This is a genomic window from Leifsonia sp. PS1209 (assembly GCF_012317045.1).
Lineage (GTDB): Bacteria > Actinomycetota > Actinomycetes > Actinomycetales > Microbacteriaceae > Leifsonia.
The window spans coordinates 831071-857552 of the sequence record NZ_CP051154.1; the positions used below are offsets into that span (position 1 = coordinate 831071).

General features: G+C 64.2%; 29 protein-coding genes. 22 read left to right on the top strand and 7 right to left on the bottom strand.

Translation table 11 applies throughout. The features are described 5' to 3' along the window. The first annotated feature begins 109 nt into the window (after positions 1 to 109). Together HF024_RS04040 and HF024_RS04045 are read left to right on the top strand one after the other, a co-directional pair. Positions 110 to 676, top strand: coding sequence for a hypothetical protein (locus tag HF024_RS04040; RefSeq protein ID WP_168688728.1), 567 nt, complete (start codon positions 110 to 112; stop codon positions 674 to 676). Between the two features lie 53 nt (positions 677 to 729). Beyond that, on the top strand, positions 730 to 1035 hold the full coding sequence (locus tag HF024_RS04045; RefSeq protein ID WP_168688729.1) for an EthD family reductase: 306 nt from the start codon (positions 730 to 732) through the stop codon (positions 1033 to 1035). A 24-nt stretch (positions 1036 to 1059) separates the two neighbouring features. Here HF024_RS04045 and HF024_RS04050 read toward each other — a convergent pair whose 3' ends face one another. Continuing rightward, positions 1060 to 1647, bottom strand: coding sequence for a TetR family transcriptional regulator (locus HF024_RS04050; RefSeq protein WP_247597295.1), 588 nt, complete (start codon positions 1645 to 1647; stop codon positions 1060 to 1062). A 94-nt stretch (positions 1648 to 1741) separates the two neighbouring features. Between HF024_RS04050 and HF024_RS04055 the strand changes: the two genes are divergently transcribed. Then, positions 1742 to 2764: an aldo/keto reductase gene (locus HF024_RS04055; protein ID WP_168688731.1), complete on the top strand. Its 1023-nt coding sequence runs from the start codon at positions 1742 to 1744 to the stop codon at positions 2762 to 2764. A gap of 235 nt (positions 2765 to 2999) precedes the next feature. Continuing rightward, on the top strand, positions 3000 to 3947 hold the full coding sequence (locus HF024_RS04060; RefSeq protein WP_168688732.1) for a hypothetical protein: 948 nt from the start codon (positions 3000 to 3002) through the stop codon (positions 3945 to 3947). Positions 3948 to 4043: 96 nt separating this feature from the next. Here HF024_RS04060 and HF024_RS04065 read toward each other — a convergent pair whose 3' ends face one another. Further along, on the bottom strand, positions 4044 to 4634 hold the full coding sequence (locus tag HF024_RS04065; RefSeq protein ID WP_168688733.1) for a helix-turn-helix domain-containing protein: 591 nt from the start codon (positions 4632 to 4634) through the stop codon (positions 4044 to 4046). Positions 4635 to 4735: 101 nt separating this feature from the next. Here HF024_RS04065 and HF024_RS04070 point away from each other — a divergent pair, with 101 nt between their 5' ends. The 13 genes from HF024_RS04070 to HF024_RS04135 all read left to right on the top strand — a co-directional run bounded on the left by HF024_RS04070 (position 4736) and on the right by HF024_RS04135 (position 15718). After that, entirely contained in the window at positions 4736 to 4933 is a 198-nt protein-coding gene (locus HF024_RS04070; protein ID WP_168688734.1) for a helix-turn-helix domain-containing protein, read from the top strand. 504 nt (positions 4934 to 5437) lie between these two features. After that, positions 5438 to 6151: a sigma factor gene (locus tag HF024_RS04080; protein ID WP_210724020.1), complete on the top strand. Its 714-nt coding sequence runs from the start codon at positions 5438 to 5440 to the stop codon at positions 6149 to 6151. Next, entirely contained in the window at positions 6148 to 7251 is a 1104-nt protein-coding gene (locus HF024_RS04085) for a hypothetical protein (protein ID WP_168688736.1), read from the top strand. Before HF024_RS04080 ends, HF024_RS04085 begins: the two co-directional genes overlap by 4 nt. Before the next feature lie 87 nt (positions 7252 to 7338). Further along, positions 7339 to 7983, top strand: a complete 645-nt coding sequence (locus tag HF024_RS04090) for a hypothetical protein (RefSeq protein WP_168688737.1) — start codon at positions 7339 to 7341, stop codon at positions 7981 to 7983. Positions 7984 to 7988: 5 nt separating this feature from the next. Beyond that, the gene (locus tag HF024_RS04095) at positions 7989 to 8144 is read left to right on the top strand and encodes a hypothetical protein (protein WP_168688738.1); all 156 of its coding nucleotides are present in this window, start codon (positions 7989 to 7991) and stop codon (positions 8142 to 8144) included. Then, positions 8141 to 8464, top strand: a complete 324-nt coding sequence (locus tag HF024_RS04100; RefSeq protein WP_085369601.1) for a hypothetical protein — start codon at positions 8141 to 8143, stop codon at positions 8462 to 8464. The genes HF024_RS04095 and HF024_RS04100 overlap by 4 nt, the downstream gene beginning before the upstream one ends. After that, complete coding sequence (locus HF024_RS04105) at positions 8461 to 9507, top strand: hypothetical protein (RefSeq protein WP_168688739.1); 1047 nt, start codon at positions 8461 to 8463, stop codon at positions 9505 to 9507. The genes HF024_RS04100 and HF024_RS04105 overlap by 4 nt, the downstream gene beginning before the upstream one ends. 3 nt (positions 9508 to 9510) lie before the next feature. Next, entirely contained in the window at positions 9511 to 11046 is a 1536-nt protein-coding gene (locus tag HF024_RS04110) for an SCO6880 family protein (protein WP_168688740.1), read from the top strand. Between the two features lies 1 nt (position 11047). Then, positions 11048 to 12496: an ATP-binding protein gene (locus tag HF024_RS04115; protein WP_168688741.1), complete on the top strand. Its 1449-nt coding sequence runs from the start codon at positions 11048 to 11050 to the stop codon at positions 12494 to 12496. Continuing rightward, positions 12493 to 14298, top strand: a complete 1806-nt coding sequence (locus HF024_RS04120; protein WP_247597296.1) for a type IV secretory system conjugative DNA transfer family protein — start codon at positions 12493 to 12495, stop codon at positions 14296 to 14298. Before HF024_RS04115 ends, HF024_RS04120 begins: the two co-directional genes overlap by 4 nt. Continuing rightward, positions 14298 to 14699, top strand: a complete 402-nt coding sequence (locus HF024_RS04125) for a hypothetical protein (RefSeq protein WP_168688742.1) — start codon at positions 14298 to 14300, stop codon at positions 14697 to 14699. The genes HF024_RS04120 and HF024_RS04125 overlap by 1 nt, the downstream gene beginning before the upstream one ends. Continuing rightward, on the top strand, positions 14696 to 15166 hold the full coding sequence (locus HF024_RS04130; protein ID WP_168688743.1) for a hypothetical protein: 471 nt from the start codon (positions 14696 to 14698) through the stop codon (positions 15164 to 15166). Before HF024_RS04125 ends, HF024_RS04130 begins: the two co-directional genes overlap by 4 nt. A gap of 111 nt (positions 15167 to 15277) precedes the next feature. Then, positions 15278 to 15718: a single-stranded DNA-binding protein gene (locus HF024_RS04135; RefSeq protein WP_168688744.1), complete on the top strand. Its 441-nt coding sequence runs from the start codon at positions 15278 to 15280 to the stop codon at positions 15716 to 15718. 146 nt (positions 15719 to 15864) lie between these two features. Here the strand turns inward: HF024_RS04135 and HF024_RS04140 are convergent, their stop codons facing one another. After that, the gene (locus HF024_RS04140; protein ID WP_168688745.1) at positions 15865 to 16731 is read right to left on the bottom strand and encodes a DUF6338 family protein; all 867 of its coding nucleotides are present in this window, start codon (positions 16729 to 16731) and stop codon (positions 15865 to 15867) included. A 448-nt stretch (positions 16732 to 17179) separates the two neighbouring features. Between HF024_RS04140 and HF024_RS04145 the strand changes: the two genes are divergently transcribed. After that, complete coding sequence (locus tag HF024_RS04145; protein WP_168688746.1) at positions 17180 to 17806, top strand: hypothetical protein; 627 nt, start codon at positions 17180 to 17182, stop codon at positions 17804 to 17806. Between the two features lie 107 nt (positions 17807 to 17913). On the opposite strand, the gene HF024_RS04150 is transcribed toward HF024_RS04145, so the two are convergent. From HF024_RS04150 to HF024_RS04165, 4 genes are all read right to left on the bottom strand, one after another. Further along, positions 17914 to 18363 (bottom strand): hypothetical protein, encoded by a 450-nt coding sequence (locus HF024_RS04150; RefSeq protein WP_168688747.1) that lies wholly within the window; start codon positions 18361 to 18363, stop codon positions 17914 to 17916. Continuing rightward, entirely contained in the window at positions 18360 to 19310 is a 951-nt protein-coding gene (locus HF024_RS04155) for a hypothetical protein (protein WP_210724021.1), read from the bottom strand. The genes HF024_RS04150 and HF024_RS04155 overlap by 4 nt, the downstream gene beginning before the upstream one ends. 859 nt (positions 19311 to 20169) lie before the next feature. Next, positions 20170 to 22839 carry an AAA family ATPase gene (locus HF024_RS04160; RefSeq protein WP_168688749.1) on the bottom strand — a complete coding sequence of 890 codons (2670 nt, stop codon included), beginning with the start codon at positions 22837 to 22839 and terminating at the stop codon, positions 20170 to 20172. Positions 22840 to 23426: 587 nt separating this feature from the next. Next, complete coding sequence (locus HF024_RS04165) at positions 23427 to 24071, bottom strand: TetR/AcrR family transcriptional regulator (RefSeq protein ID WP_168688750.1); 645 nt, start codon at positions 24069 to 24071, stop codon at positions 23427 to 23429. Between the two features lie 163 nt (positions 24072 to 24234). On the opposite strand from HF024_RS04165, the gene HF024_RS04170 reads away from it, so the two are divergent. The 4 genes from HF024_RS04170 (at position 24235) to HF024_RS04185 (ending at position 26473) form a co-directional block, all read left to right on the top strand. Continuing rightward, positions 24235 to 24558, top strand: a complete 324-nt coding sequence (locus HF024_RS04170) for a putative quinol monooxygenase (RefSeq protein WP_168688751.1) — start codon at positions 24235 to 24237, stop codon at positions 24556 to 24558. Between the two features lie 37 nt (positions 24559 to 24595). Continuing rightward, positions 24596 to 25288, top strand: coding sequence for an SDR family NAD(P)-dependent oxidoreductase (locus HF024_RS04175; RefSeq protein WP_168688752.1), 693 nt, complete (start codon positions 24596 to 24598; stop codon positions 25286 to 25288). Then, on the top strand, positions 25285 to 25440 hold the full coding sequence (locus HF024_RS04180) for a hypothetical protein (RefSeq protein WP_168688753.1): 156 nt from the start codon (positions 25285 to 25287) through the stop codon (positions 25438 to 25440). Before HF024_RS04175 ends, HF024_RS04180 begins: the two co-directional genes overlap by 4 nt. Before the next feature lie 67 nt (positions 25441 to 25507). Continuing rightward, a complete protein-coding gene (locus tag HF024_RS04185; protein ID WP_168688754.1) occupies positions 25508 to 26473 on the top strand; it encodes an alpha/beta hydrolase in 966 nt (321 codons plus the stop codon). The last annotated feature ends 9 nt before the right edge of the window (positions 26474 to 26482 follow it).

Sequence of the window (26482 nt, forward strand, 5' to 3'; positions counted from 1 at the left end):
GTGTTCTCCTCACGTGCTCTTGCGCGCCCGGCATTCGGTGGCTACGGTCAATCCATGTAGAGTGACTAGTCATTCTACATGACATCCCTCTCGGAAGAACGGAACCAGAATGACCACGACAACACCGGATGCGCCGCCAGCATCCATCGCCGCCTCGCTTCGCCGCCTCTACTTCGTCCGCTTCGGCTTCGCCATCGTGTGGGCGATCATCGTCGGGCTCAGTGCGGCGAGCATCACGCCACTGAGCGCGACGCTCCTCGCGATCTATCCGGTGTTCGACCTGGTCGCGGCCGTCGTCGACCACCGGGCGTCGCGGGCGACGCGGCCGGCAGGGCTGCTGTACGTGAACATGGCGTTGAGCGCGCTCGCCGCTGTCGGGCTCATCGTCGCCGTCATGTCCGGCCGGTCCGCTGTCCTGCTCGTCTGGGGCCTCTGGGCGGTGACGGCGGGCGCGGTCCAGCTGATCGTCGGAATCTCCCGTCGCAGCCTCGGTGGTCAGTGGCCGATGATCCTGAGCGGCGGGATCTCCGTGCTCGCCGGTGTCGCCTTCGCGGTGCAGTCCGGAAGTGCGACTGCATCGCTCGTCGGACTGGCGGGATACGCGACACTGGGAGGCATCTTCTTCCTGGTCTCCGCCATCCGACTGAACCGCACGGCCACGGGCGCCGCCCGCTGACCATCCACGCATTGCCCGATCAGCGAACACCGAAAAACACAAGGAGAAACACAATGTCCACGAAGATCACCATCATCATCGACAACCCGACCGACCCTGCCGCCTTCGAGGCGGCCTACCAGGAGCTGGAGGGAGTCGCCCGCCGGCTCCCCGGGCTGCGCCGGCTCGAGGCGGCGAAGGTCTGGCCGAAGGAGGACGGCACTCCGACGCCCGCGCACCGGACGCTCGACTTGTACTTCGACAGCTACGAGGACGCGTCGGCCGCCGTCGCCACGCCGGCCGCCGGGGAGTTCTTCCAGGGTCTGGGCGGAACCGGCACGACGTTCACCGGCCTGTTCTCGGAGATCGCGGCAGCCTGAGCGGAGCGCGCGGAGTCGGCCGGATCAACCGGCCGATCCGGCGGCGTTGACGCGCAGGCCGTCGAGCAGCAGCCGGACCATCGCGTTCGGGCTGCCGTCCGCGGACGGCGCCCGGTGGCTCAGGTCTCCGACCGCTTGCAGCAGGCCGAGTGCGTCGACGCCGGAGCGCACCTCCCCGGCCGCCTCCGCGGCGTCGAGCAGTGACCGGATGGCCGGGCCGAGCTTGGCGGCGAAGTAGTCGGGGAGCGCGTCGAACGCGGGGTCTCCCGAGCGGAGAGCGGCGGAGAGGCCCTGCTTCGTCGCGACGAACCGGGTGAACCGCGAGATCCAGAGTTCGAGCGCTTCGCCGGGCGCGTGGGTCGCCAGCAGGTCGGCGGCCGCCGCGGCGGTGCCGTCGATCTCCGTGGTGAACACGGCGGCGACGAGCTCGGACCTGGTGGGGAAGTGGCGGTACATCGTCCCGACGCCGACCTTGGCAGCGGCCGCGATCTCTCGCGCCGGCGCGTCGACGCCGGAGCGCGCGAAGACGTCGCGGGCGGCCGCGAGCAGTGCTTCCTGGTTCTTGCGTGCGTCGGCCCGTGCGGGGCGTTGAGCGTCGGCGTCGGTAGCCACGGCGAGGTCCTCTTGCGTAAACGGAACGGTGTTCCGTATAGTGGTCAGCATATGCGGAACGTCGTTCCGTATAGCGATCCTACAGGAGGACCCCATGCAGTACCGCACTCTCGGCCGCACCGGAATCAAGGTCACGCCGTACGCCCTCGGCGCCATGATGCTCGGCTCGTTCGGCAATCCCGACCGTCAGGAGGGCATCCGGATCATCCACAGGGCCCTCGACGCCGGCATCAACTTCGTCGACACCGCCGACCGCTACGGAGACTCGGAGGAGGTGGTCGGAGAGGCGCTCGCCGGCCGACGGGACGATGTCGTGCTCGCCACCAAGTTCTGGGGGCCGGTGGACGACGATATCAACCACAGGGGCGCATCCCGCCGCTGGATCATGCAGGCGGTCGAGCGCTCGCTCCGCAACCTGCGCACCGACCACATCGACCTCTACCAGCTGCACCGCCCAGACCCGGACACCGACATCGACGAGACCCTCTCCGCGCTCACCGACCTGGTGCGTCAGGGCAAAGTGCGGGCGATCGGCACGTCGTCGATGCGCGGCTCCGAGATCGTCGAGGCGCAGTGGATGTCCGAGCACCGCGGCTTCGAGCGCTTCCGCACCGAGCAGCCCAACTACTCGATCCTCGACCGCGAGATCGAGCGCGAAATCCTCCCGGTGGCTCAGCGCCACGGCATGGGAACCCTCGTCTACAGCCCGCTCGCCGGCGGAGCACTGACCGGCAAATACCGCGCAGGCCAGGCGAACGACAACTTCCGCGCGAGCACCGGGATGCGGCACTTCCACGACGAACGCCGCCTCGCCGCGATCGAGCAGCTGATCGCCCTGTCCGACGAGGTCGGCATCCCACTGACCCACCTGGCGATGGCGTTCGTGATCGCGCATCCGGGTGTCACATCGGCGATCGCCGGCCCCCGCACGATGGAGCAGCTGGAGGACACGCTCGCCGGCGCAGAGGTCACCCTGTCCGACGACATCCTCGACCGCATCGACGCGATCGTCCCGCCGGGAGAGAGCATCGGCGCGATGGACATGGTCTACCGCGGGCCGGAGGTGGCCGACGCGCGGCTGCGCCGACGCGCTGCCGATTTCCGGGCGGCGGGGTGAAGAAATGGCGGAGAATGGGGGATTCGAACCCCCAGCGGGGCCCGCACGTGCCGCGCGGGACGGCCAACTTCCGCGGAATTCCGCGGAAGTTGCATCTCCTGTTATCTCCGTGATTTGCCCCGATCTCAGTATTTTGTGGGCAAAGTGTGGGCACGGAAGTGGTCTGCGAGGAGGCAGCCTTCGTACTGGCGCTTCGCCGCCGCTGATCGCGCACTACCCAATAGGGTGAAGTCCTATGACCAGTGCAGGAGGCTCGGCGAGCGGCTCTCAACGACGCCGACCCTCGAGCGGCGCGACTGGGGAAACCGATCCAGCCGCTGAGCGCCTCGCTTACCTCGCAAGACTGATCGAAAATGTCGACGCTCACGCTTCCACATTCTTTGACCTTGCTGCTCCGGCATCTGAGCTCGAAGCAGACGACGCGCAATTGGGACCGTTTCAGCTCAGTCATCTCGTCGGCCATTGCCTGGCAGTGTCACTCGATGCGCAGCGGACGGTGTTGCTCGTGCTGCGTAATCCCGAGACAGGCGGACTCCGCGTCCCGATGATCGGACTTTATCCACTCCTCCGCACGGTCATGGAGGCGAATTCGCTGGCCATCTGGCTGCTCATGCCAGATGATCGCGCGGAACGATTGCGACGGGCGATTCGAGCGCGAATGGACGATGTCAAGCACGACACGAGCTTCTCGGTCGCCGCCACGGAGGTCGAAGTGGGAGACGACAAGCCGACGCTGTCGCGGAAGAACAAGATGCGTCGCGATCGCGAGAAAAGCGCTCGGGAAACCAAGCGGCAATTACGAGACCTCGCCACTCAAGCTGGCATCAGTGTCGATGACGTGAACGTCGGACTGCCTGGTTTTGGCTCCATCATTGGCGAAGCAGCTCCCGCTCTTGGCCTAAGCACCAACATCCCCAAGGCCACTTGGCATTTCGTCAGCGGCCTGACTCATCCGTCATTGTCGCGGTCGGTGATGGGATCGAACGTCGAATGGGTGGACGAAGACCCAACGTCACAAGCGCTGTTCACGGCGAACTTCGACAACACGGCATGGGCGATGGACGCCGCAATCTACTCTCATTTGACGGCACTGAAGCTTGTGGCCTGGCGTGGTGGCAGGCCGGAACTGGTTTGGTCGCCGGGACCAGACTTTGCTCCGCCACCCGGATATCGACGCGTGTGACACGAATTTGTGGCATGGCAGCCGAACGACTGTGTTGGCTGAACTAGTAACCCCGTCAAGACTGTTGGTGCTCTCGCCGCCGCATCGGGGAGTCTTTCACTCGGGCGGCTCTTCTAGATCGAGCAGGCCGTCGCTCGAAAGTAGTGCGGCCAACCTGGAGACCTCCTGACGAATTCGCTCCATGCGGTTGCGAACCTCCAAGTCCATATCGCGCAGGTCAGGGTCGTTACTGGCCGACTGCACCTCGAGGACGATCCTTAGACGCTCAAGTTCTCGCCGGAGAGTCCCTAGTTCACGAATTGAGGCCAGCATCTCGATATCGGATCGCTCGGCCGCAAGTCGCGGCCGATACGAACTCGCGGGTATTGCCGCGAACCAGCAGTCAAATTCCGCCGCCGTCATCTGAGCGAAGTCATCGCTGAGGTTAGGGAGATCGACCTCTGCATTCGGGCTGCCCATTGGGGCGAGGAGCATCGAAGGTGGAACGTTGAGTCCTCGCGCGACATTCAGGAGCTGGCTGACGCTGATGTCTGCCTTTCGTCCAGACTCGATGTTCTCCAGCACCGCCTCGGTGACATTGCCGCCTGGGATAGCGTCGGCCAACTCGCGTGTGGTGCGGAACCCACGCTGTCGCCGAGCCAGTTTGATCCGCACTCCGACCGTCTGCCCTGCTCGAAAATCCGCCATGTTGACAGACTAATGCAGCCCCTGTTGTCAATCCAGCGATTAGTGGTATTGTCAGTTTCACAACACATGAAAACTCTCGTTGTCGAAACGGAGGATACGAGATGATTGGGGAATTCATTCGGCCCGCTGACGCGGCCGAACTCACGGGACTTTCGGTGGCGGCGCTGGCACAGCTTCGCTACCGCCACCAGGGGCCGCGCTTCTACAAGCCGACATCGCACCGGGTCTATTACAAGCGCGCGGAGGTGATCGCATGGCTGGAATCCGGCATTCAGACTGCGACGTCGATGCTGGCGTAGCGGCATCGGTCGACACTCCGGCCGGGCCCATTCAGGAGTTCGTGGACGGCTACTTGGTGCCCGTCGATCCAATGGATGCGGTTCAGTGCGAGAGCTGTCAGTAGAACAGCCGGTGCACCCCGGCGCGCCGCCACAGCGCGACCCCCCTTCGGGGGTAGCGTGCGGCACCAAATGGAGCGGCTGATTCTTACCCCACTTGCCGTTACGCCGGACTCGCGATTCGAGTCAGGGCGGCGGTGACGCATCGTGGCTGAGACTCCCGCACTTCAGAGTCGAAGTCGCCGCTCCACCATCGAACCCGAGGGCGCCGCCCCGAACCCCATGACTTCGGCGCTGCTCGGCTCATCCACCATCCGTTGCCCAGGTGGGCTTTCGCGCGCCCATGCGCGCCAGGTCGCACCGCTGTTCTAACGGGCCTGACGGCTCGAACCCGGTCCTTCGCATTAGCCACATCCATGCAAGGAAGGTTGTGATCTCGTGGCTGGAGGAAATCAAGTCGCGGTGGTGGACGATCGTCTCGGAGAACTTCTCCGCACCGTCGACAGCATGCGCTCATTCGTCCGATACCGTCTTTGGGGTCGGCCGAACGATGTCGATGTCGTTCTGCAAATCGTGCGGGAGTCGGTCTGGCGCCGCTGTTCCGCGTATGACCCGGCGAAAGGGACACCGAACGCGTTTGTGTTCGGGATCACCCGCCATGTGGTCCTGCGTGAACTGCAGCGCAAGGTCGTTGAGACCGATGAGTTGCCGGCGGACATTCAGTCGGGCCGCGACATCGACCCGCTTGATGCGCTGATCGGTCGGTTCGAAGCCAACCGGTGGATGAGCCTGGTCGCCGATTTCGTCGGCTCATCCGACTGGGTCGTGGTGGGCGAGTTGGGGCTCACCGATGGTGACGGCGATCGCGTGGCTGACGCGCACCACCTCTCTGCGCGCGGGCTTCGGACAGTTCGCGAGCGCGTGAGCCAGGCGGCGCACGCCGTGCGCGCTGCACTCGCGGCCGCTGATGCAGGCCTTCCACTCACTGGCTCCGTCATTGTGGGATGCGTCCCTGAGCGGGGCGGCTTCCGGGAGGTCGCCGAGATGATCGACGACGACGCTGAGACGATCGCCGCGACACTGCATATCCACGCCGGATCGGCGAGAGCGCGGATCGCGACGGCGAAACGGCTGATGATGATCGCCCGGACCGTTCTAGAGCAGGAGGCCTCGGCATGATCACGGCAGGAGCCGCTGCCGCGCACGCAGTCACCCATCCAAAAGCAACGCGGAATCTGCTGATTGTCGTCGCTTTCCTTGTCCTCGTCGTTCCTGCCAGCTTGGTAGCTCTGCCGGTCACGATGGTGCTCGCGATGGGCGCCAACGCGTTCGGCGGCGGTGGGGGAGTGTGTGGCGGCTCCGCTCCCACCGTGTCGGCCAGCCAGAGCGTCGACGGGTATCGGCCGGACCAGTTGAGGATCGCCGCGACGATCATCACCGTCGGCCAGCAGATGAACATTCCACCGCACGGTCAAACGCTCGCGCTGATGGTTGCAATCGGGGAGTCCGGGCTACGGAACCTCGACCACGGCGACGCCGTCGACAACACCACCATCGGGGTCTTCCAGCAGGGCGCCGGCTACGGCACCCGAGCCCAACGAATGGACCCAGCCACTGCAGCCGTGGCGTTCTACACGCGGATGCTCCACGTACCGGATTGGCAGACCGCCGCTCCGACCTTGGTCGCCCACGCCGTCCAGATCAACGCGGACCGGAATCACTACGCACCCTTCTGGGCTCCTGCCCAACACGTCCTCGCGGCGCTCACCGGGGCCACCGCCGGCGCATGCCAGATCCCGGTGGACGCCCGCGCTGCGGCGGCCGTTCTAGTGCAGGCGATCCAGGCAAAGAAGCTGAACTTCCTCGAGGCCCGGTACCAGCAACAGGTCGTCAACATGGCTGATGGGACCGCGACCCCGAACTGCGTGATCGACGGACACGTCCTTCAGCTCATCGTGGTCGCCGTCCAGTCGTTCCAGCAGGTCGGCATCAGCGACCTCAACCGCCGCTGCACCGGCACAACACCTGGCGCCGGGACCAAATCGGCGCACTGGAAGGGCAAAGCCGTAGATTTCTACGCCCTCAACCGTCGCTCGCTCACCGGTGCGGACGACCTCTCCCTCCAATTGATCCATGTGCTGGATCCCTACGCCCCGCACGGGTCGAGCGCCGGTCAAAGCGACTGCCGAGCCCAGTCGGGCGTGGCAGTCGGCCCGCTGATGAATATCACCCACACCTTCGCCGATACCTGCAACCACCAGCACATTCAGGTGCCCTGACCAACCCAACTCACCAATGCGCGCCAAAACCCACCCCGAACCGGAACATGTAGGTGAAGGCGCAGACGAGAACCGAGGTGACTTGAGATGAACAAGAAGCTGATCGCAATCGGGGCACTCCTGCCATGCCTGGCGCTGGTCGGCTGCGTCTCCACGGGGCCCACCCGAAACCCGTCATTCACGACCGTTGCGCCGGCCAAGCCGACGCCGACTACGTCGCACGCTGCAGTACCGGCTGCGGACGGCATCGTGGACACCGTCTACGTCCAGGTCTTCCCTGGCCGCACCTTCAAGTCGAAGCACGGCTGCCGGTGCACCGTCCCGGATTCGAACCAGGAGCTTTTCCCTGCCGGGACCCCCGTGGTGTTCATGAAGCTGACGATGACCGGGGAATGGAAGCCTTCGCAGGGCAATCAGACCTACCAGATCGTCACCGGCACCACGTTGAAGGGAACCCAATTCGATGGGCGCCCCGAACCGGCCGTCCTCGACACCGCTGACGGACCCGCTGCCGCGAAAGCCGCGGGACTGCCCTGGCTCCCCACCGGCCTCTTCGGTAGCAAGACCGACTGGACAGTACCGAACGACAAGGAACGCTCCTTCGCCGCCGCCTGGTACCTCCCGGCCGGCGTCGACCGCCTCCTGCTCACCGTGGACGTCCCCTCCGAGGGACAGCCGCTGCACCTGATCGTTCCACTACCGAACGCCGCCGCGAACGCGAGCGGGGAGTGAACCTCATGGACCTCCTGCTCAATCTGCTCGGTCTGCTGCTGATCGTCGGAATCGCATTGCTCGGCATCGCCGGCAGCGGACTGCTGACCGCCAAACGGATGGCTGAGATGAGCGAACCCACTTTGAACACAGACACCCCGGAAAGGAATACCGAATCATGAACGCACTCAACGAGGCCCTGGTGACCGTGCACTCCCGCGCGATCACCGTTCTGACAGTGGCCAACCCGTCACCGGACTTCTCCGGCCCTGGCGTTTCCGCGCTCCAGTCGATCGCGAACGTCGTGTTCGCCATCGTGCTCTCGCTCGCTGTGATCGGGGGACTCATCGCCGCCGGATTCATCGTGGTCGGCCACATCTCCAGCAATGGCCGGGTGCAGAAGATGGGCATGGTCGGGCTGGTCAGCTGCATCGCCGGCGTCGCCGTCGCAGGGGGCATCGCCGGACTGATCAACTGGGGTCAGTCGCTGAAGGTGGCGTGAGCGTCATGTTGGTTCTCTCCGCGCCGCCCGATCCGTTCTCGCCGAACTACGGCTGCTTCCTCTCCGACTTCAGTTGCCAAGCCTCACAAACGGTGGCCCGGTTCATGGCTTCCACCATCCGCAATCTCGGCGACTTCATCGCCACCATGATCGCCGGGGCATTCAACACCAGCATTGACCAGGGCAGCTGGAACATCGCCCACTCCCAATTCCTGTTCTGGGTCGCCGTCACCGCACCGGTCATCCTGATCGTCGCGCTTGTCCAGATCGGGATTGCAATGATCTTGCAGGATTGGCACCGGATCGGCCGCACCGCCGCCGGCGCTGCGCTCGCCATCCCGTTCTCCGCGATCTGCGTGTGGGGGATGCAGAAGGCGTCCGGTGTCACCGACGCCATCACGTCCAGCCTCACCACTACCGTTCAAGGCGGCGACCTCAGCAAGGGGCTGCTGCGCGTGATCGGCATCCTCGATGTTTCGAAGCAGGCCCCCAACGCCGTCATGCACGACTCCCAATTCGCGCAGGGCGGCGTCATCTTCACCATGGTGTCGGAAGGAGCGCAGGGACCGGCCTCGGTGGGCGAATATGTGATGGCGCTGCTCGTGGTCGGCCTGATGATGGTCGCGTCGCTGTTCCTGTTCATCGCCATGTCCATCCGCGAGTTCGGTCTGCTGGCTTTGGCTGCAATGGCTCCGGTCGGCCTGATGATGATCGGCCAGCCCAAGCTGACCGCGTGGGCGCAACGGTGGATGAACCTCACCGTCGGGCTGCTGATCGCTAAACCGCTCGCAGCGGGCGTCGTCTTACTCGCGGTGGAGCTGACCAAGGCCAGCTTGAGCATCGGGGTCATCCTGATCGCCGCCGGCGCGGTGATCGCCGCCTCGTTCAGCCCGCTCTGGGCCACCAAGCTCGTCTCGTTCGCGGGAGCCGAGGTCGGCACGGCGCTTCATCACCGGTTCTCAATGCGCGACCAGTTCTCACGCGTCAACACCGCCGCAGCACCCGTCCGGTCGGCTGCTCGGGTCATCAAGGTTGGGAGATAGCTCATGACCACGTTTATCGCCGACCAATTGATCAGCGACGAGGGCGCACCCCGCGTCCGGTTCGCCGCGCGTGAGCGCCGGGGGATCTTCCTCGGGCTGACGTTCCTGCAACTGGTTGTGGTGGGCGGAGCTATCGCCATTCTGCTCGCGACCCTGTTCATCAATGCCAACGCGATCTGGGTGATGCTGCCAATCGTCGCCCTCATCGCCTTCTTCGCCCTCGCCACATACCGGCGCGAACCCGTCCTCATCATCGCCGCGCAGGCCGCCCGGTACGCCTACCGAAGCATCGCCGGACAGACAGTGTTCCGCCGCGACGTCTGGCTGCGAGTCACCATGGCGTCCTTGAAGGTCGGCCACGCCCAGATCGAAGCCGTCACACCGACAGTGACCTCGAAGTTTCTGCTGCCGGGTGCGCTCGGCGACGTGCAGGTCGTACAGATCCCCGGCGCCGGCGCGTTCATTTACAACGCCCGCGGCCGCCTCGCCTCCGTCACCGTCCGGGTCGGATCCCGAGCATGGGCGCTACGCGACAAAGGCACCCAAGAAGCCGCCTACGACGGCTTCGTCGAATGGCTCAGCTCGCTGGAAAGCCTGCCCGGCGTCCGGGAGACCGCCATCCGTATCCGGGTCGACCGCGCGTCGTCGAACGAGTTGCGCGACTACCTGTTGGCTCGCGAGAGCGAACATGCTCCGCAGGTCAGCCCCGAGCTGCGTCAGCAGTATTGGGATCTGACCCAGACCGCGTCCAAGCGGTCGATGGGGTTCACGAATTTCGTCACTCTCACTTTCGACACCGGCATTCTGAACGCGGCGATCCGCGACGCGGGCAAGGGCCTGACCGGTCTCGCTGCTGTGCTGAAGGAACGGGTCGCCGGCATCGAGGCGTCGATGGAACACGCCCGATTGACCCCAGCCGGTTGGCTCACCTCGGACGACCTCGACGAACTCCTGGCGCTCTCCGCCGACCCCGTTTCGGCGGCGACCCGACGCGAGCAAGGCGCCGCGACGGAGGCGCACCCTGCACCGCCGGTGATGGGGATCGATGAGGGCTGGGACACGATGCGGGTGGACCAGTCCTGGCATCAGACCTTCTGGGTGGCCGAGTGGCCGCGCACCGACGTCCGCACTGGGTTTCTGGAGCCGCTGCTTTACGCCGGAGATGCGACCCGGGTTATCACGCTGCAGGTTCGCCCGGTGGCGACGCATAAGGCGCTCGCCCAGCTGAACCGCGCCCAGTCCGACATGGAAACGTCAGCCACCATCCGGATGAAACTCTCCTCCCGAATTCCGCTCACACACCTCCGCGAGGAAGAGGACCTTGCTGTGCGGGAGCACGATCTGGTCGATGGGTTCGGTGATGTGCAGTACCGCGGGTTCGTGACCGTCTCCGCCGAATCGAAGGATGCCCTGTCCAAGGCGCGCACGGATATCGAGCAGGCGTCACACCCGGCTCGGCTGGTGTTGGCGTCGATGTCGGGGCAGCAGGCGGCCGGGTTCGTCACCGGCGCTCTGCCAGTGCCGTTAGAGGGGGAGTGAGATGAAGCCCAATACCGTCATCGGCCGCATCCCAGCTGATGAGAAGCCTGGGGCCAACGGCCGCAACCGCCAGCCGGAATCCGCCGGCAAGGGTTCGAGTTGGAAGCTGGAGTCGACGGAGTTGCCGGCGTCGAAGATGCCGGCGTGGGGGTGGAAGCAGCCGCGCAATCTGCGCGGCCCACTGCGCGCCACCCCGCCAGCACACCGCTGCAGTTCCAAGGTCCTCGGTGGTGCATATCCGTTCCTGGCGGAGACGGGCGACATCCTGACCGGTGCGTACATCGGCGAGAACGAACTCTCCCGAGCCCCGTTCTGCTTCGATCCCTGGGACGCCTACTCGGCCGAGGCTGTCCGCTCGCACTCGGTCGCCATCCTCGGCGTCAAAGGCACCGGCAAGTCGATGCTTGCCAAGTCCTGGTCCTCCCGCCTGGCACGGCTGGGTCGCAAGGTCGCCGTACCCCACGACCCGAACGGCGAATGGGTGCGGGTCGCCGAGTATGTCGGCGGCACCTCCATCAGCGTTGGCCCCGGCAAAGCCGCCCGCATCAACCTGCTCGACGAGGGTCCGCGGGACGCGACGTTTTCCGATGAGGACTGGAACCAAAACGTACTCCAGTATCGCCGCGCCACGGTCAAAACGATCATCCGCCGGCTCCGCGAAGGCGGAAACCTAGAACCGGTCGAACACACCGCGCTTGACGTCGCGCTCGACGCGCTCCGCGGCCAGTCGACGGTCACCATCACCCACGTCTATAACCGCCTCGTCGACCCCGACACGGACCAGCCCGCTGAGGTCGCCGACGCCGGACACCGGCTCGCGCACTCGCTGCGACGGATGGTATCCGGCGACCTCACCGGGTTCTTCGACGGCCCATCCACGGTCCGCTTCGACGCGGACGCCCCGATGATGGTCGTCGACACCTCTGCGCTGAAGGGCGCATCCCCCGAAGCACAGGCTCTCGCCCGTCTCGCGACAGCGAATTGGATCCGCCGCTCCTCGCTCGGCGCCAACCGGCAGGCTCGGGTCATCATCCACGAGGAAGCCGCCGTCGAACTTCTCAACGATGTCTCCGGCGGTGACGGCCTCGCAGACCGGGTGGAAGACGAGAAGGTGGCCCGCCACCTCGGCACCAGCAACTGGTACCTGCTGCACCGGGTCGCCGACCTCGACGCGCTCGGCGACCGCAACAGCGCCCTCCACTCCCGGGCGCTCGGCCTCCTCGCCGACTGCGAGACCCGCATCTCCTACGCCCAACACTCAGGTGAGATCGCCCGGTCGCGAGAGATCCTCGGCTGGAACGACACCCAGGCCGACCTCGTCCGCAAACTCCACAAAGGGGAAGGACTGTGGCAGATCGGCCAGGACCGGGTGGCGAAAGTCCGCAACATATGCACCGACTACGAACTGCGCATCTTCCGCACCGACTCCCTCGGAGGCGAACGGGCATGAGAACTCACGGCACGTCCTGGACACACATCGCCCTCTATACGATCTTCGGCCTTGTCGTCGCCGGTGCACTCGCAACGGGAATCGCAGCGGGAACGATCCACGAGGTCTGCGGGGTCGGGGGTCAACCGTCGAGCGTCTTCGCCGGCCTCCAACTCGCCCTCGATGGCAGCGCCACTGGTTTCACTTACCCGTCAACCTGCGAGGCACCCGTCGCCTTGATTCGGGTGCTCGACGTGGTGGCGCTCCTGCTTGTCCTAGGAGCGGTCGCCGCCGCGGCGATCTGGTGGCTCCGCTACCGCCAATCCGACCGGCACTTCATCCATGAGCTCCGCGGCCGGGATGGGCTGGCCAAACCCAGTGAAGTCCGCAAGCACACCTCCGCCCGCACCGCCCTCCGCCGTGCGAAGGCTCTACGACCTTCTCTGGCCAATCCGACACCGTCGGCAGTCGGATGGAAAGTCGGCCAAGCCCACGGGCAGGACGTCTACGTATCGATCGAGGACTCGATCGTCGTCGAGGGCGCACCTCGGTCCGGTAAGGGCTACCGGTTCATCATCAACGCCATCCTCGACTGGGACGGCCCACTGATCACCACCTCCACCCGCAACGACAACCTCTCCGCCACGATGCGAGAACGCGCCCGCATCGGCGAAGTGACCGTATTCGACCCGCAGGAACTTTCCGGCGTCCGCTCCGCCTTGAGGATCTCACCCGTCACCGGCTGCGAGGACCCGCTCGTCGCCGACCAGCGAGCCCAGGCGATCGTCGCCGGAACCGCCCTCGGCGCATCGAAAACCAACCAGGAATGGGCACAAGTGTCCTCCTCAGTCCTCTCCCGACTCCTGCACGCCGCCGCCGTCTCCGGTCGCGGCACCGACGCATTGGCTCGGTGGGGATCCAACCCGCGCCTCGCGCTGGAAGCAGTTGGCGTGCTCGCGAACCAAGGATCGCCAGGCTGGTCCGAGGACCTGGACGCGATCATCAACGGCGACGAGAAACTCCTCGCCAACTCCTGGTTCGGCGTCTTCGGCGCCCTCCGCCCGCTTTCCATTCCCGCGATCCGGAACGCCATGACACCCGGGCCGGGAGAGCAGTTCGACCTCGACCGGTTCCTCGCCGGATCCAACAGTCTCTATCTCGTCGGCACCGGTGCCGGCGCAGGGTCCGTCGGCGGCTTCCTCGGCGCCATCCTGGACGACATCGTCGAGACCGCCCGCCGCAAAGCGCTCGCCTCGCCCGGCTCCCGCCTCGAGCTCCCACTCGCCCTCATCCTGGACGAGATCGCGAACATGTTCTCCTGGCCCGCACTGCCGCGGATCATGGCCGACGGTGGCGGCATCGGCATTTCCACCGTCGTCGTCCTCCAAGCCCTCTCCCAGGCCGAAACCGCATGGTCCAGGTCCGAGGCAGACACCATCTGGTCCGCCGCCACCGCCAAGCTCCTCCTCGGCGGCGCGTCCGACGTCGACCACCTCCGCGACATCGAATCGCTCCTCGGACTCCGCCGGATCCGGAACACGGGCCATTCGTACAACGACACTGGATCCTCCACCAACGTCAACAACGAGAAGGTGCCGGTCATGACGATTGACGAGATTCGTCGCATGCCCGAAACAGTCGGGCTTCTCGCATACAGGACGCGTCGCGGGATCCTTCTAGACCTGCGCGGTTGGACCGACCGCGACGACGCCCGCCAGGTCAGAACGGGCAAGCAGCTCACCGAGCTCGACCAGCAAGTCGTGTTTGCCGAACAGTATCAAGCCGCGCTGGACCGCCGAGGATCTGCCCGGGAGGAACACTGATGTCCAACCGTCGTCGTCCCACTAGGGACAACAACTACCGCACCCGCTACCTCCATTCGCCAGTTTGGTTCGGCCGCCGGGACCGTTGGTTCATCGAGGAAGCACGCCGTGCCATCACGATCCGCTGCGCTCTGTGCCTCGGCGCAGGCAGCGCCCGAAACCTCGAGCTGCACCACCTCGACTACCGCGGCGTCACCCAGACCCCGCATGGCTGGATCGCTCATGAGCGCCACGAAGATCTCACCGCCCTTCACCCGCGCTGCCACGAATACGTTCACCAGCTCATCGAACGCGACCGCGCCCTCTCTGGATTCGTCTCCCGCCGCACCGCATCCCTCCAAGCCATCACGCGCCTCCGCGCAAAGATCGGCCGCTACATCGAAGCCCTGGACCAGCAGTGACCGACGACATCCCACTCGATGAACTCGTGGCCTCGCTCCCCGATACCTGGGACGACCAGGCACCCCGACGAACCCCGGGGATGCTCGGCATCGCTGTCATCAACTGGCGAACCCTCGACGACGCCGACGCCCCACAGGTCTGGGCCGAACTGCGGGACTGGGTCACCTGGTTCACCCACCGCTACAACCTCCCGATCCGGAAGATCCCGCCCTGCTGGTACAAGCACGGCGCGCTCGTTGAAGAGCTCTCCGCCCTTCGCACGGCCTGGCTTGTCAGCTTCGACAGCCTCGATGCCGGCTACGGACCTATCGGCTGGCACGAACGCCTCGCCGTCGCTATACCGAGACTCGCGACTTGGTACAACGGCGAATGCCACAACGGCCACACCGAACTTCAACAGATCGGCCACGACGCAGTGCCGTCGGGCTGGGCGGACTGGATCAGTCAGAGCCATTCGCAGCCGTAGCCGTAGAACCCCGGGGTTGCGCGCCTCCAGCGCGCATTTTCCCAGGCCCGATCGGAACGTGTATGTGAACGCGACCCGACGAAAGGTCGCCCAATCGAAAGGAACAGAACGATGAGCACACGAGTCCCGATCAGTATCGAAGGCAACCTCGTCGCCGACCCCGACTACGGCGAGTCCCAGAACGGCACGAAGTTCGCCAAGTTCACTGTCGCCGTCACCGACCGCAAGCTGGAGGACGGCAAGTGGGTCGACGGAGACACCCAGTACCACCGCACCACCGTCTTCGGCCGCACCGCCGAGAACGTCCGCGCCAGCCTCGCCAAAGGCGACACCGTCATCGTCAACGGCAACCTCGAGTTCCGCCACTGGACCGACCAGGCCACCGGCGAACCCCGAGCCGCCACCGAAGTTGTCGCCGACAGCGTCGGCCCCTCACTCCGCTACACCACCGCGGAGGTCACACGCCGCGCCCCAAAAGCTGACGGCCCGGACGCAACCGCGACCGGGCCGATCGTGAGCGGGTCGACTTACGGGCAACCGACGCTTGCCTAAGCTCGACACAAGAGGGGCTGTCCAGGAGGCAGCCCCTCTTGTGCTTCAACAGCCTTCGAACCTATCGCCGACCCTCGTCAGGTCCGATTTCCAAGGACCACCCGAACCTTTGGACCTTGCTAGAGCTAGGCACTCGATACCGCGAATCATGCACGACCTCTTGCCGCGAAGATGCCAAACAGGACTGACGCTGCAAGGGCGACCACCGTAGCGAGTCGAATCCACACCGACGGGCTCGGACTCAGCACAGCCACAAGCCCGGCTGCCGCCCCGACGACCAGCGCGGCCAAGGCAATACGCTTCCACCTTCGCGACTTAGGCCTGCCCGCATCTCGCGTACCGAGGTCGCCCTCTTCCGCCGGCTCGTAGTAGGAGGCCTGGAGCAATTCGATGTCGCCAGCTTCGACTACCACCCAATCCGTCTCTGACAAAGGCACAGGTTCCTCGGAGCCGCTAGATCGGGCGGAGAGGTCGCCCGACAGGGTGATTGTGCGGTGCGGGCTGTTGTCCGCATCATTGTCAAAATCCCAGAGCGTACCTGAGACCCATGCCCCGGACTTCAACGTAAGCCCCACTTTTACTTCGACACGTTCGTCCGGATAGAGAACCTTCTGCCAAGCCGAAACGTCCCTTGGGATGGCCGCTGACCACAGGAGCTTCATGCCGTGGTCGTGGGCCCATTTCGAACCAAGGAAGAAGCCCAAAAATGTTGCTGCCGCGAGTGCTAGCAGCGCCAACACCAGCGCCCATCCAAAGTTTGAGCGTGCCCACGAGAGGTCGCCATCAAGCATCGCTGTAATCGTGTTTGCTATCTCGGGAACTGATAGAGCGATAGCAACCACTACTAGGGCAACGACCGCGTCACAAACAGCGCTAACGAACACGACGCTGGCCGTCTCGCGAAACGCCGACCGCTTGCTCGATGCGTGATGCCCCTCGCGGGCGAAGACGAACGCTACGCCAGGGAACAGTGCGAATACATAGAAGGCGACGCCCCAGATGGAAGTTGGCACAGTTCTCCTCTCAAAAGGAGATAATGGCAGAGGGAGGAACTCATGGCTGAAAAGGCAAACGGTGAGTGGCGAACAACTGGCGACTCACAACGACTGGTTGAGAAGGGCCTTCAGCCCGCGCGGGTGCAATACCAGCCACCTGTTCGGCAGCCTTCCTCTCAGGCGATCCAGCCACCCCCTGCGCCGAAGAAGTGAACAAACCCGAGCCGCCGGCGCGGCACGAGGAATTTGGCCTGCAACCGGCGAGGGTCCAAGTGAGACCTCAGGCGCGGTCTTCGAGTTCTAAGCCGATCGTGCCCCCGGCAGCTCCGCAGCAAGCGGCCCAGACGACGCAGGCTCGAAAGAGCGACTGAGCGCAAGCCGTCGAAGTGCTCTGGGTTTCGCGCGTCCGTCCCCGGTCAAGCCGCTGGCGCTGTGCTCGCGTTCCGAGTTCTCATACGCTTGCATAGTGCTAGTCGAGGTGAACGTCCGCGTTTGTAGGTTTGAGAGTCCCGAGAAGATTGTCCGCTTCTACGCCGACGACCAAGCCGACTTTGCCACCATCATTTGGGCGGAATACTCCAAGGTTCTGGGAAAGCCCGTTACCGCAACGATCGAGCACACGCGGTGGTGGTGGGGGCCAGCCGACGACAGGACAGATCAATGGATGTTGGTGCCGACCGCAGGCTTAACCGTGGCCGATGTGGCTGGATTGCTCGGCGAGGACTTGCGTGCCGATCCTCCAAGACTCCTCGTTGGATGGGGCGGTCTCGGCGACGCCGGCTTGATTGCGCAACTCGTTGTTGATCTCCTGGCCGTGGCCGGAAATGTGCAACTCGTCTATTCCGGAGTATCTCGCGCTACTGGGGTGCTTTCGCGCCGCAGACAGATCGGGTCACGGCTCGCGGCTGCAGATTGGATTGAAACCGAACGGCTTTCCTCAGAACTGATCGAACCCGTGAACGCTCAAGCAGAGTGGCGGTTCTCTGAACTCGCGCTGCGGTTCGGGGTAGATCGGCGCGATGCAAGCCGTCTAATGGACGAATGCGGATTCGTACGAACGGGAACGGGGCAGTGGCGGGATTCGAAGGAGTAGGGCAACGATGTCACCCCCCCCTCTTTCACTCGCCCTAGGCGGCTGAATATCGAAAGGCCAAGACCCTGCCGGGCGCATCCCGCAGCAGCAACGGCCGTCGTTGGTGCTCACGTGGCGTCCCACTCGCCTCTCGTTCGCGATAGGAACACTTCGCGCGTGAATGACTCAACTTTGAGTTCTCGGGCCCTCGCGCGAACAGCGTTATCGTTCGAGACGACGATCCAAGTTGGACCAAAGAGGAGTGCTGCCGCTTCCCGCGTTGCGTCCAGCGCGCAGGCAATGATCATCGGGTCTGCTGCGCCCTTGTTCGCGTAAAGATTCAGGAGCGCCGTATCGCCCTCGCGTTCGGTCTCCATGACTACGCGAAGGAACTCGAGCACGCTGGAGGTTGTGGTGTATTCCACCGCCTCAAAGGCTTCGGCGTCTGGATAACCCGTCGCCTCTCGGAGTACCTCAGAAGGGAGTCGGCACCGCTCGCGGAAATAGGCGCTCGACCTCTGAGCTCGGGTGAGGTGCGACAGTGCGTTGTTGTCTAAGAGGTACATCTCCTCGTTCATTGGACTGCGGCTTTCAGTTCGCTGATCTTTGACGGGCCGATCCTGTTCAAGCACACGACGCGGCAGAACTCGCGTTCGGATAGGCGCCCTTCATCAACCGCGCGCAGCATGCGGCTCGTTAGTTCTTTGCCGCTGTACTTTCGAATTGCATTTACAGGCTTTGGCTGTCGCGGACGTGGCTTTGGCCTGCCACGAAACTCCGCCTCGAGTTCAGCGAGGTATCCAATGGCTTGTTCGGCGCTGAGCCGGGCAAGGCGCATAGCTCTTACAGTGATGGCGCTCGGAGTGACTTTGAATCGATCGGCGGCGATTTTCACTTCTTCCAGGCTTGCGAACTTGACGTGTTCTAGTTCGTCAGAGGGCATCAGGATCTCGCCAACGATGTCGTATTCGCGCCCTGCGTCGACTGCTGTGCTACTTGCGTTATAGCTCACCGGCGCGAAGACTCCGCGAGCCACAAGCACCGCCATAAGCACAAGAGTGAAGATCTGTCTCCCAACCGGCTCCTGGAAATCTCCGTGATCGCCACCCGCTAGGAAGATGTAGGGAACCTTCGAGTCACGCACCGTCATTCCGCTGAAGCGAACCTCGATGAGCTGGGGCATAAACCCTCGTACGCTCCTTGAGATAAGCACCTGATTGGCTTCAAGCCGCGCAATGATCAGTTCGAGTGCGGCATCCTTGGTCCGTGCGGCGCGGATCGAATCCATGTCGAGATGGAGGGCGTCGAGTAGCAGCTGAGCGTCTTCGTTCGCACTCGTTCCGGGTCGCTTGAGAAGCCCAACTATTTGGTTTTTGGTCAACGTCGGGTCGTGCTTCTTCGCCAAAGACTGCTTGCGCAGCAGGTCCTTGATGATCAGCTCCACGTCACGAAGCTGGACTTGTGCCCGCGTGTTGATCGTAAATGTGTCGGGTACGACGCCTTGAAGCAGCTTCTCGTTCTTCAAGCGGAGCTGAGCTTGAACAACAGGAACGGGCGCGAAGAACAGAGGGTGCGGGACCTCAGCCTTCCGAGAAAGCGCTAGGAGGTCTGAGTACGTGATCTCCGATGTTTCGAGAGCTCGCCGGTAGGGTGCTCTCCCATTGACGACCGAGTTCTCGAGTAGGTCGAAGAAAATCGCCTTCTCAATTGTCACCCGATCGCTGCCAATAATCACGTCCACTTGAAGGCCCCCGGTGATGTGCGCGAAGGTGACTCACCGACGAGAACTGGCTGGTGAGTACGCACGCGGCGCGAAACGACCGCCGTTGTCATTAAGGCCGGTGAGGACACGAAGTCAGCATTGCAGAGTTGGGCAAGATTCCTCGGCCCCCAAAAACGGGTATGCCGCCAACTGGCGTCCGAAGGTGGGTGATTCGAGTCCAAGTGTGTGCGGCCTGATAGACACTAGGCATATGGGAACGAAAGCGCCTCCGCCTCCGCGGCCTTTGGGGGTATCCAACGATGAAGCAGTTGAGCTGTGTCGGCAGTGGATGGTGTACCTAGGCGCGGCTGATTCGATTGCGACGGAGGGGGACTCCCGACAGGCCTGTGACCTCTACAGTTCTCGTTTCTTGGGTTGGGTAAACAATCGAGGTGGAAACCTCGATATCGAACTAGTCAAGCGTGCCGCTTTAGTATCTGCTGCGGATGGACGCAGGGCGCTGATCTTCGTCGCCGGCGGAGTCTATCCAGATGCCCAGGACGGTGCGGATGGTTTGGGCATTGGGATCCTGCGATTTGACCCATTCAGCGGTGATCTCGACGGCGCGAATCTGGTGGGCCGCCGGCTGCGAGACAGTGGTCTCTCGTCCAACTAGTTCGGGTCAGTTTCGGGTGACGTCTGCAGCGTGATGTGGAGTTGGTACGGGAGTCGTTACGGACTGAGCGGCGCGGTTGAGTTCTACGCGTGCGGCCGCGCGCGACTTCTCGATCGTCTCCTCGACAGAAACTCTCTCCATCGTTTCGACAAGTTGGGTTACCGCGGAGGATCCGTTTCGAGCAACGACGACGGCTTCGTTGTCCTGCTTGCCTCGAGTCATGCCGACGTACAAGCCAGCAGCATCGACGCCTGGCCCGACAACGGCAACATCCGTCGTCTCGCCTTGCACTCCGTAGACCGTGGTTGCGTACGCGAGGTGTAGGTGAGATATCGCGTACTCGTGAGTGATCTTGCGGAGGTCCGTTGAGTCGTTGGCTGACGCAAGCATCACATGTTGCGCAGAAACACTCCGAACTACCCAGTTTTGGCGATTCTGCACGTCGCTGGCGTTGTCATTGCGACGCGTCTGGACGACGTCGCCGACGAAGATCGGCTGCGCGGACTGTCCATACACAGCTTCGCGCGTGTCGACGGTGCCGGCGACTATGCGTCGGGCTTGGATATCCTCGCTCACGGCTTGAGCCTCCGCGTGCGTAGCGGCCACCAATGCGACGCTGAGTCCTTCGCGACTTGCCCTGAACCAGGCAGCGGTCATTGCCTCCCGGGCTTCCGTTTCGTCGTTTGCAAGCACGACGTGGCCAGTGTTGATCAGCTCCTCGGCAACCCTTCTCGCGTCTTCTGGCCCTTGCGGCTTGCGCAGTCTGAGGCTCAGATCCCCCCACGCAGGATCCTTGAATCGATGGATGCTGAGGAGCTCGATCTGCCGCGATGCCCGACGCCAGAAGAGCGCCATGGCGCCGGAGTGTCCTACCGGCAGGGCTTGGTGCTGGTCTCCTACGAGAGCGACGGACGCTCCGGTCCTGTGGACTACGTCAAGGAGAGCAGCTGCTGCCTCGAGGTCGAGCATTCCCGCCTCGTCCACGACGATGCGATCGCCCGGTCGGATACCGATACGCGGCCCGCAGTACTGCGTTCCGGTCGCGGGGTCTTCATCACCGATTCCTAGACAGGACCAAACGATCGCGCCCGCAGGACTGCTAGTCCATCGCCATCCGTAATCGTGCAACAGCTGGTGAAGGGACGATGAGGCGCTCTCCGCTTCGCGGCCTGCGACGGCGGAGGCCTTCTTCGTCGGCGCCACGATGATCATGCTGCGGCCTCGGCGGCGGAGAGCGGCGCCGGCTACCTTGAGCATTGTCGTTTTTCCCGTTCCTGCCGCCCCCGCAATAGCGACGATTCTGTCTGTTCCCGCGATCGAGGAGGCGCCTTTGAGTTGGCCATCGTCGAGCGTCCGCTCTGGTTCGATCGCGCTCGCAACAGCGGTGATTTCAGCGAACGGGACCACCTCGCCAGGTGCGGCCAATGCGTCGGTTCGCTGAGCCACACTGGCCTTGAGCGCTGCGGTCGACGTTGCCATTCGGCGTTTGATATGGGCAGGTATGTTGGGCTCTGTGAGCAGCGTCACGGTATGAGTACGGGTGGCACAGGAGACTATTTCGTCGAGGACCTTCGCGAGCTGAGCATGCTCGGCTGTCACCCCGGAGGCGGCGACCGCTCGGGCTGCTCCGGCTCGGACATCCATGTCGCTGAACCGGCCTCCAGTCCCGGTTGACCGAGCGTCCGCATCCACGATCGCCTTCGCCGCTAGGAGTTCGACGTCAAGGTTGTCGATGGCTACCGATTTCGGCACGACCGCAGATCGTGGCCCGCCGAGCTCTGGATCGGCGTGCAGAAGTTCGGCCATCACAACGGACGCCCAGTCCTCTTCGTCCAGTTGCCCCGGTTTGTTCGGCCGGCCAGCCGCCCATGCCCACTGATCGATCTGGGTCCGGACGGTGGCGGAAGGCTCCACGCCCGGGTGTTGTTCCGTCCACGCGCGGAAATGAGCTGCCTTGTTGGCTTCGATCTGTGCGGAGCGCTTCGAAAGCGGTCGCACCAGATGCTGCAACTGCGCGATCTCCCCATCCGCATTCAGCGTGAAGCCCTTGGCAGCCAGCGCCGCGACCCACGCGGGGTCCGTTCGAGAGGCAAGGTCACCTTCGGCGTTCACGACGTTCTGGAGCCGCAGCGCGACTCGCGTGTCGACGTTCGACCATTTGCCGTCGAGGCCTCGGACTTTGACGTTCAGCCACAGGTGGCGGTGCTTGTGCGGGTCTAACGAACGGGACCGTTCGTGCCGCAGCTCGACGACTTCGATCCGGGCGAGGTCCTCCCGAATGGCGCCCTGCTTCCCGCGACGGGCGTTGAGCTCCGACTGCCACAACTTGATGATCCGATCCCGCAACCGGTCCTGCAGATCCTCATACGCGGCCGCCAACTCCGGGTCCAGCATCGCCGCGATCGAGAACGACTTCGGCGCGTTGATCGTCGCATCCAGAATCAAATCCGCAACCGGAGACTCCAGATCCCGACCCCGCCGCTCCCCGGTCAGCGGATCGACACCGTCGACCCAATCCCTTAACTGGGTCCGGGTGAGCAGGTCGTCACGGATGGCGCCGTGCTCCACGATGTACCGGGTCATCACCGCATCCGCATACCCGGCCGCAGCCAGCGCACCGTCCGCGGTCCTGGCAGTCAGGGTCGCATCGCAAACGCCGCCGAAGGCGTAGCGCACCGCCTGCTTGACCCCCTGGGCCGCTTGCCCGCGCTTCCAACGCGCAACTCCACCTCTCACACTTACACGTTCCGGTTGCGCGCTCATTTTGGCGCGCAAATCGCACATTCATCTCAAAGAGTGCCTACGTGCATTGGCTTTTGTTGTTTCGTTTCTTTTGCCGCGGTGTCTCCTTCGTTCTTGGTGTCTTTGGCCTCCCTGGGTCCTCGTCCTTGTCCTCGTCGTGTGTTCTTCGTCTTTGCTCTCTGTTCTTTGCTTCCTCGCCAGCTACTTCGAGATTTTCGACTTCACCGTTCTCTACATCGATGCCCAGCCGACGTATGGCGCGCCTTTGGTGGCGGTGAGGACTTGGCTGTGAACGAGACGCTGATGTGCCGGATGGGGCTGGCTCCGCCTGTAGCGTTTGAGGCGCCATTGCCGGGCTTTTTCGCGGGCGGGTCTTACGGGAATCTTCCTTCCATCTCGCGCTGGGGGTCCTGCTGGCCTCGCTCCAATCGAGTCACGTGTCCCGTAGACCGACCGTTCACCGGTCAGTGGGGTCTGGCGGACTATGTGGGGTGACGCACGCGGCGCGGCTCGTTTCCGGCTCACGCTAACGGTGACGCGTCGCCCCCAGCGATAGCGGGCCACAGCGTGGCCACAACGCGCTCAGCGAAGTCGACTGGCACTTCACGTCCGTACCGATTGAAGTCGGCGAAGTAGCTGCCGAATGACAGACTGACGATCACGTCCACGTCCACGTCCTCGCGCACGTGGCCTCGTCGTTGAAGCTCAGTGATCACGTCAGCGAGTTCCTGGCATCTAGGTTGGTTCGCGTGCTCTCTCATCTGCGCAAGCAGGCCTGGCTCGCGCTCCGCCTCGGCCATGAAGTTGCCGTGCAGAGTCATCGCCCGCGGATTGTGGAAGCGTGGGTTGATCCGACGTACCGCCTCGACCATCGCTTCTCGTGGAGTGAGGGCATCGAGGTCTAGGGGCGGGTACGCCTCGCGCTGCTTGCGCAACCCGTACTGTATGGCTTCGACGACCAGCTCGTACTTGTTTGGCCACCGCCGATACAGCGTCGGTCGTGTCACACCGGCGTCGGCCACGATGTCACCGATCGTCGTCGACGAGTAACCCTTCGTCGCGAGCAGCTTGCGCGTCGAATCGATGATGGCCTCTTCAATTGCCGGGTCGCGGGGTCGACCGCTGGCGTTCGCCTGCGCCCCCGCTTTCATGTTCTTGCCGGACATCCGGATCCCTTCCTGATCGCGCCGCGTGGCACTGCGTGGCTCGCGTTCCGTTACACAACTTGACTGTAACGGACGAGCGCCGCTACTGTGCAGATAAGGAGTTTCGTTACAGCAAATGGTTGTAACGAATCCCGTTTGTATCCCACTAACGAAAGGAACTCGCATGACAGCGAACCCTGATGGCTACGTGACCGTCCTCTGGGACGCGAGGGCCAAGCCCGGCAAGGAGGACGACCTCAAGGCGTTCATCGCTGCCGCCGTAACGCCGTCCCGTAACGATCCCGGCAACATCGATTACGAGGCCCACGAGGTCGAAGGCCAGCCCGGCTCGTTCGTAATCTACGAGCGTTGGGAGAGGCGCGCTAGCCTCGACGCCCACCTCAGCGCGCCTCGGATGGTGGCACTCGTGCCGGAGATGCTCGAGCTGATCGACGGATCCATCGAGGACGGCATCCGTTTGCTGCGTCCCTTCCGGCCCGCGGCCTGACCCGAGAGAAACAAGAAGCTGGAAAGGCAAGAAACACATGACAACAACTCTGATTACTGGCGGTAACCGCGGACTCGGCTACGAGGTCGCCCGTCGTCTGATCGACGCAGGCCAGAACGTCTGGATCGGTGGCCGCGACGCGGCCAGCGGACAGGAAGCGGCCGACCGCCTCGGCGCCCACTTCGTGCAGTTGGACGTGACGGACGATGCGTCCGTCGCAGCTGCTGTTGCCAACGTGCGAGCGCAGGTGGGGCACTTGGATGTCCTCATCAACAACGCAGGCATCCTCGGTGAGGTGGCAGCACCCGAGGACATGACTGCAGATCAGCTGCGCGATGTGTACGAAACGAACGTGTTCGGACTCGTACGAGTCACACGCGCGTTCCTTCCGCTGCTCCGAAAGGGCACCGACCCCTCGGTGATCAACGTGACCAGCGGTATGGGATCCTTCGCTCTGACGCAGGACCCCGCCCGGGTGGAATCGCAGTACACCCTCGCGGCGTACGGCTCTTCCAAGAGCGCGGTCACGATGCTCACCACGCAATACGCGAAGACCATCCCGGACGTCCGGTTCAACGCAGTCGATCCGGGGCAGACGGCCACGGCGTTCACCGGCAACGTCGGCCAGAGCGTCGCAGAAGGAGCCGAGGCAGCGGTTCGCATGGCCACCCTCGGCCCGGCCACGCCCACCGGAACCGCGACCGACCGCGACGGCATCCTCCCCTGGTGAGCTACCGGCCGCTACAGGCGCGGCGTCATCACCGACGCGACCCCGCTGATGGAGGTCTGACCGACCTCACTGTGCGGGCCCATCCGCAGAACATCGTCGACGCGATCCAAGACCCAGCCGACGCCACGATCGCCGCCGTCACCGCGCGCTGACTCGCTGTCGTCCCGCTGACCCCTGTCCAACCGACTCCCCTGTTCCACCAACGCTCAAGGAGACCGCATGCCCACCGGCAACCCCAAGAACCTCGCCCTCGAACCCGCCGCCCAGGCGTTCGTCGACGCCACCGCGAACCCGCCGTACCTCTACCAGCTCGCCCCCGAGGACGGACGCAAGGCCGTCGACGGCGTGCAGGACGAGGAGATCTGGAAGCCAGAGGTCGACGAGGAGTGGATCACCGTCCAGGGCGGTCCCACCGGCAGTGTCCCCGTCCGCATCGTGAAGCCGAAGGGCGCCACCGGCGTCCTACCCGTCGTGCTCTACACGCACGGCGCGGGCTGGGTGTTCGGCGACGCGCACACCCACGACCGCCTGGTGCGCGACCTCGCCGTCGGCACCGGCGCGGCCCTCGTGTTCCCCGAATACGACCGTGCGCCCGAGCACCAGTACCCGGTCCAGAACGAGCAGTCCTACGCCGTCGCCAAGTGGGTCGTGCAGCACGGCGCCGACAAGGGCCTCGATGGATCCAACGTCGCGATCGCGGGTGACTCCGTCGGCGGCAACATGGCCATTGCGCTGAACCTCATGGGCGACGCGCGCGGCGACGTGACGTTCAAGGGCGCCGTTCTGTTCTACCCGGTCACCGATGCGAAGTTCGACACCGCGTCGTACGACGAGTTCGCGGAGGGATACTTCTTGGCTCGCGACGGCATGAGGTGGTTCTGGGACCAGTACGCGAAGAGCGAGACCGAGCGCGCCGAGATCACCGCTTCTCCGCTCCGAGCAACCGAGGAACAGCTCGCGTTCTTCCCGCCGACGCTCGTGATCAACGGCGAGGCTGACGTGCTCCGCGATGAGGGCGAGGCGTTCGCCGCGAAGCTCCGCCGTGCCGGCGTTGAGGTCACCCAGGTTCGCTACGCCGGGATCGTCCACGACTTCGTGATGGTCAACAGCCTGCACGACACCAGCGCCGCGAAGGCAGCCGTGGCCCAGGCCGTCTCGCACCTGAAGGCAGCACTGTCGGCCTAACCGGCCCTC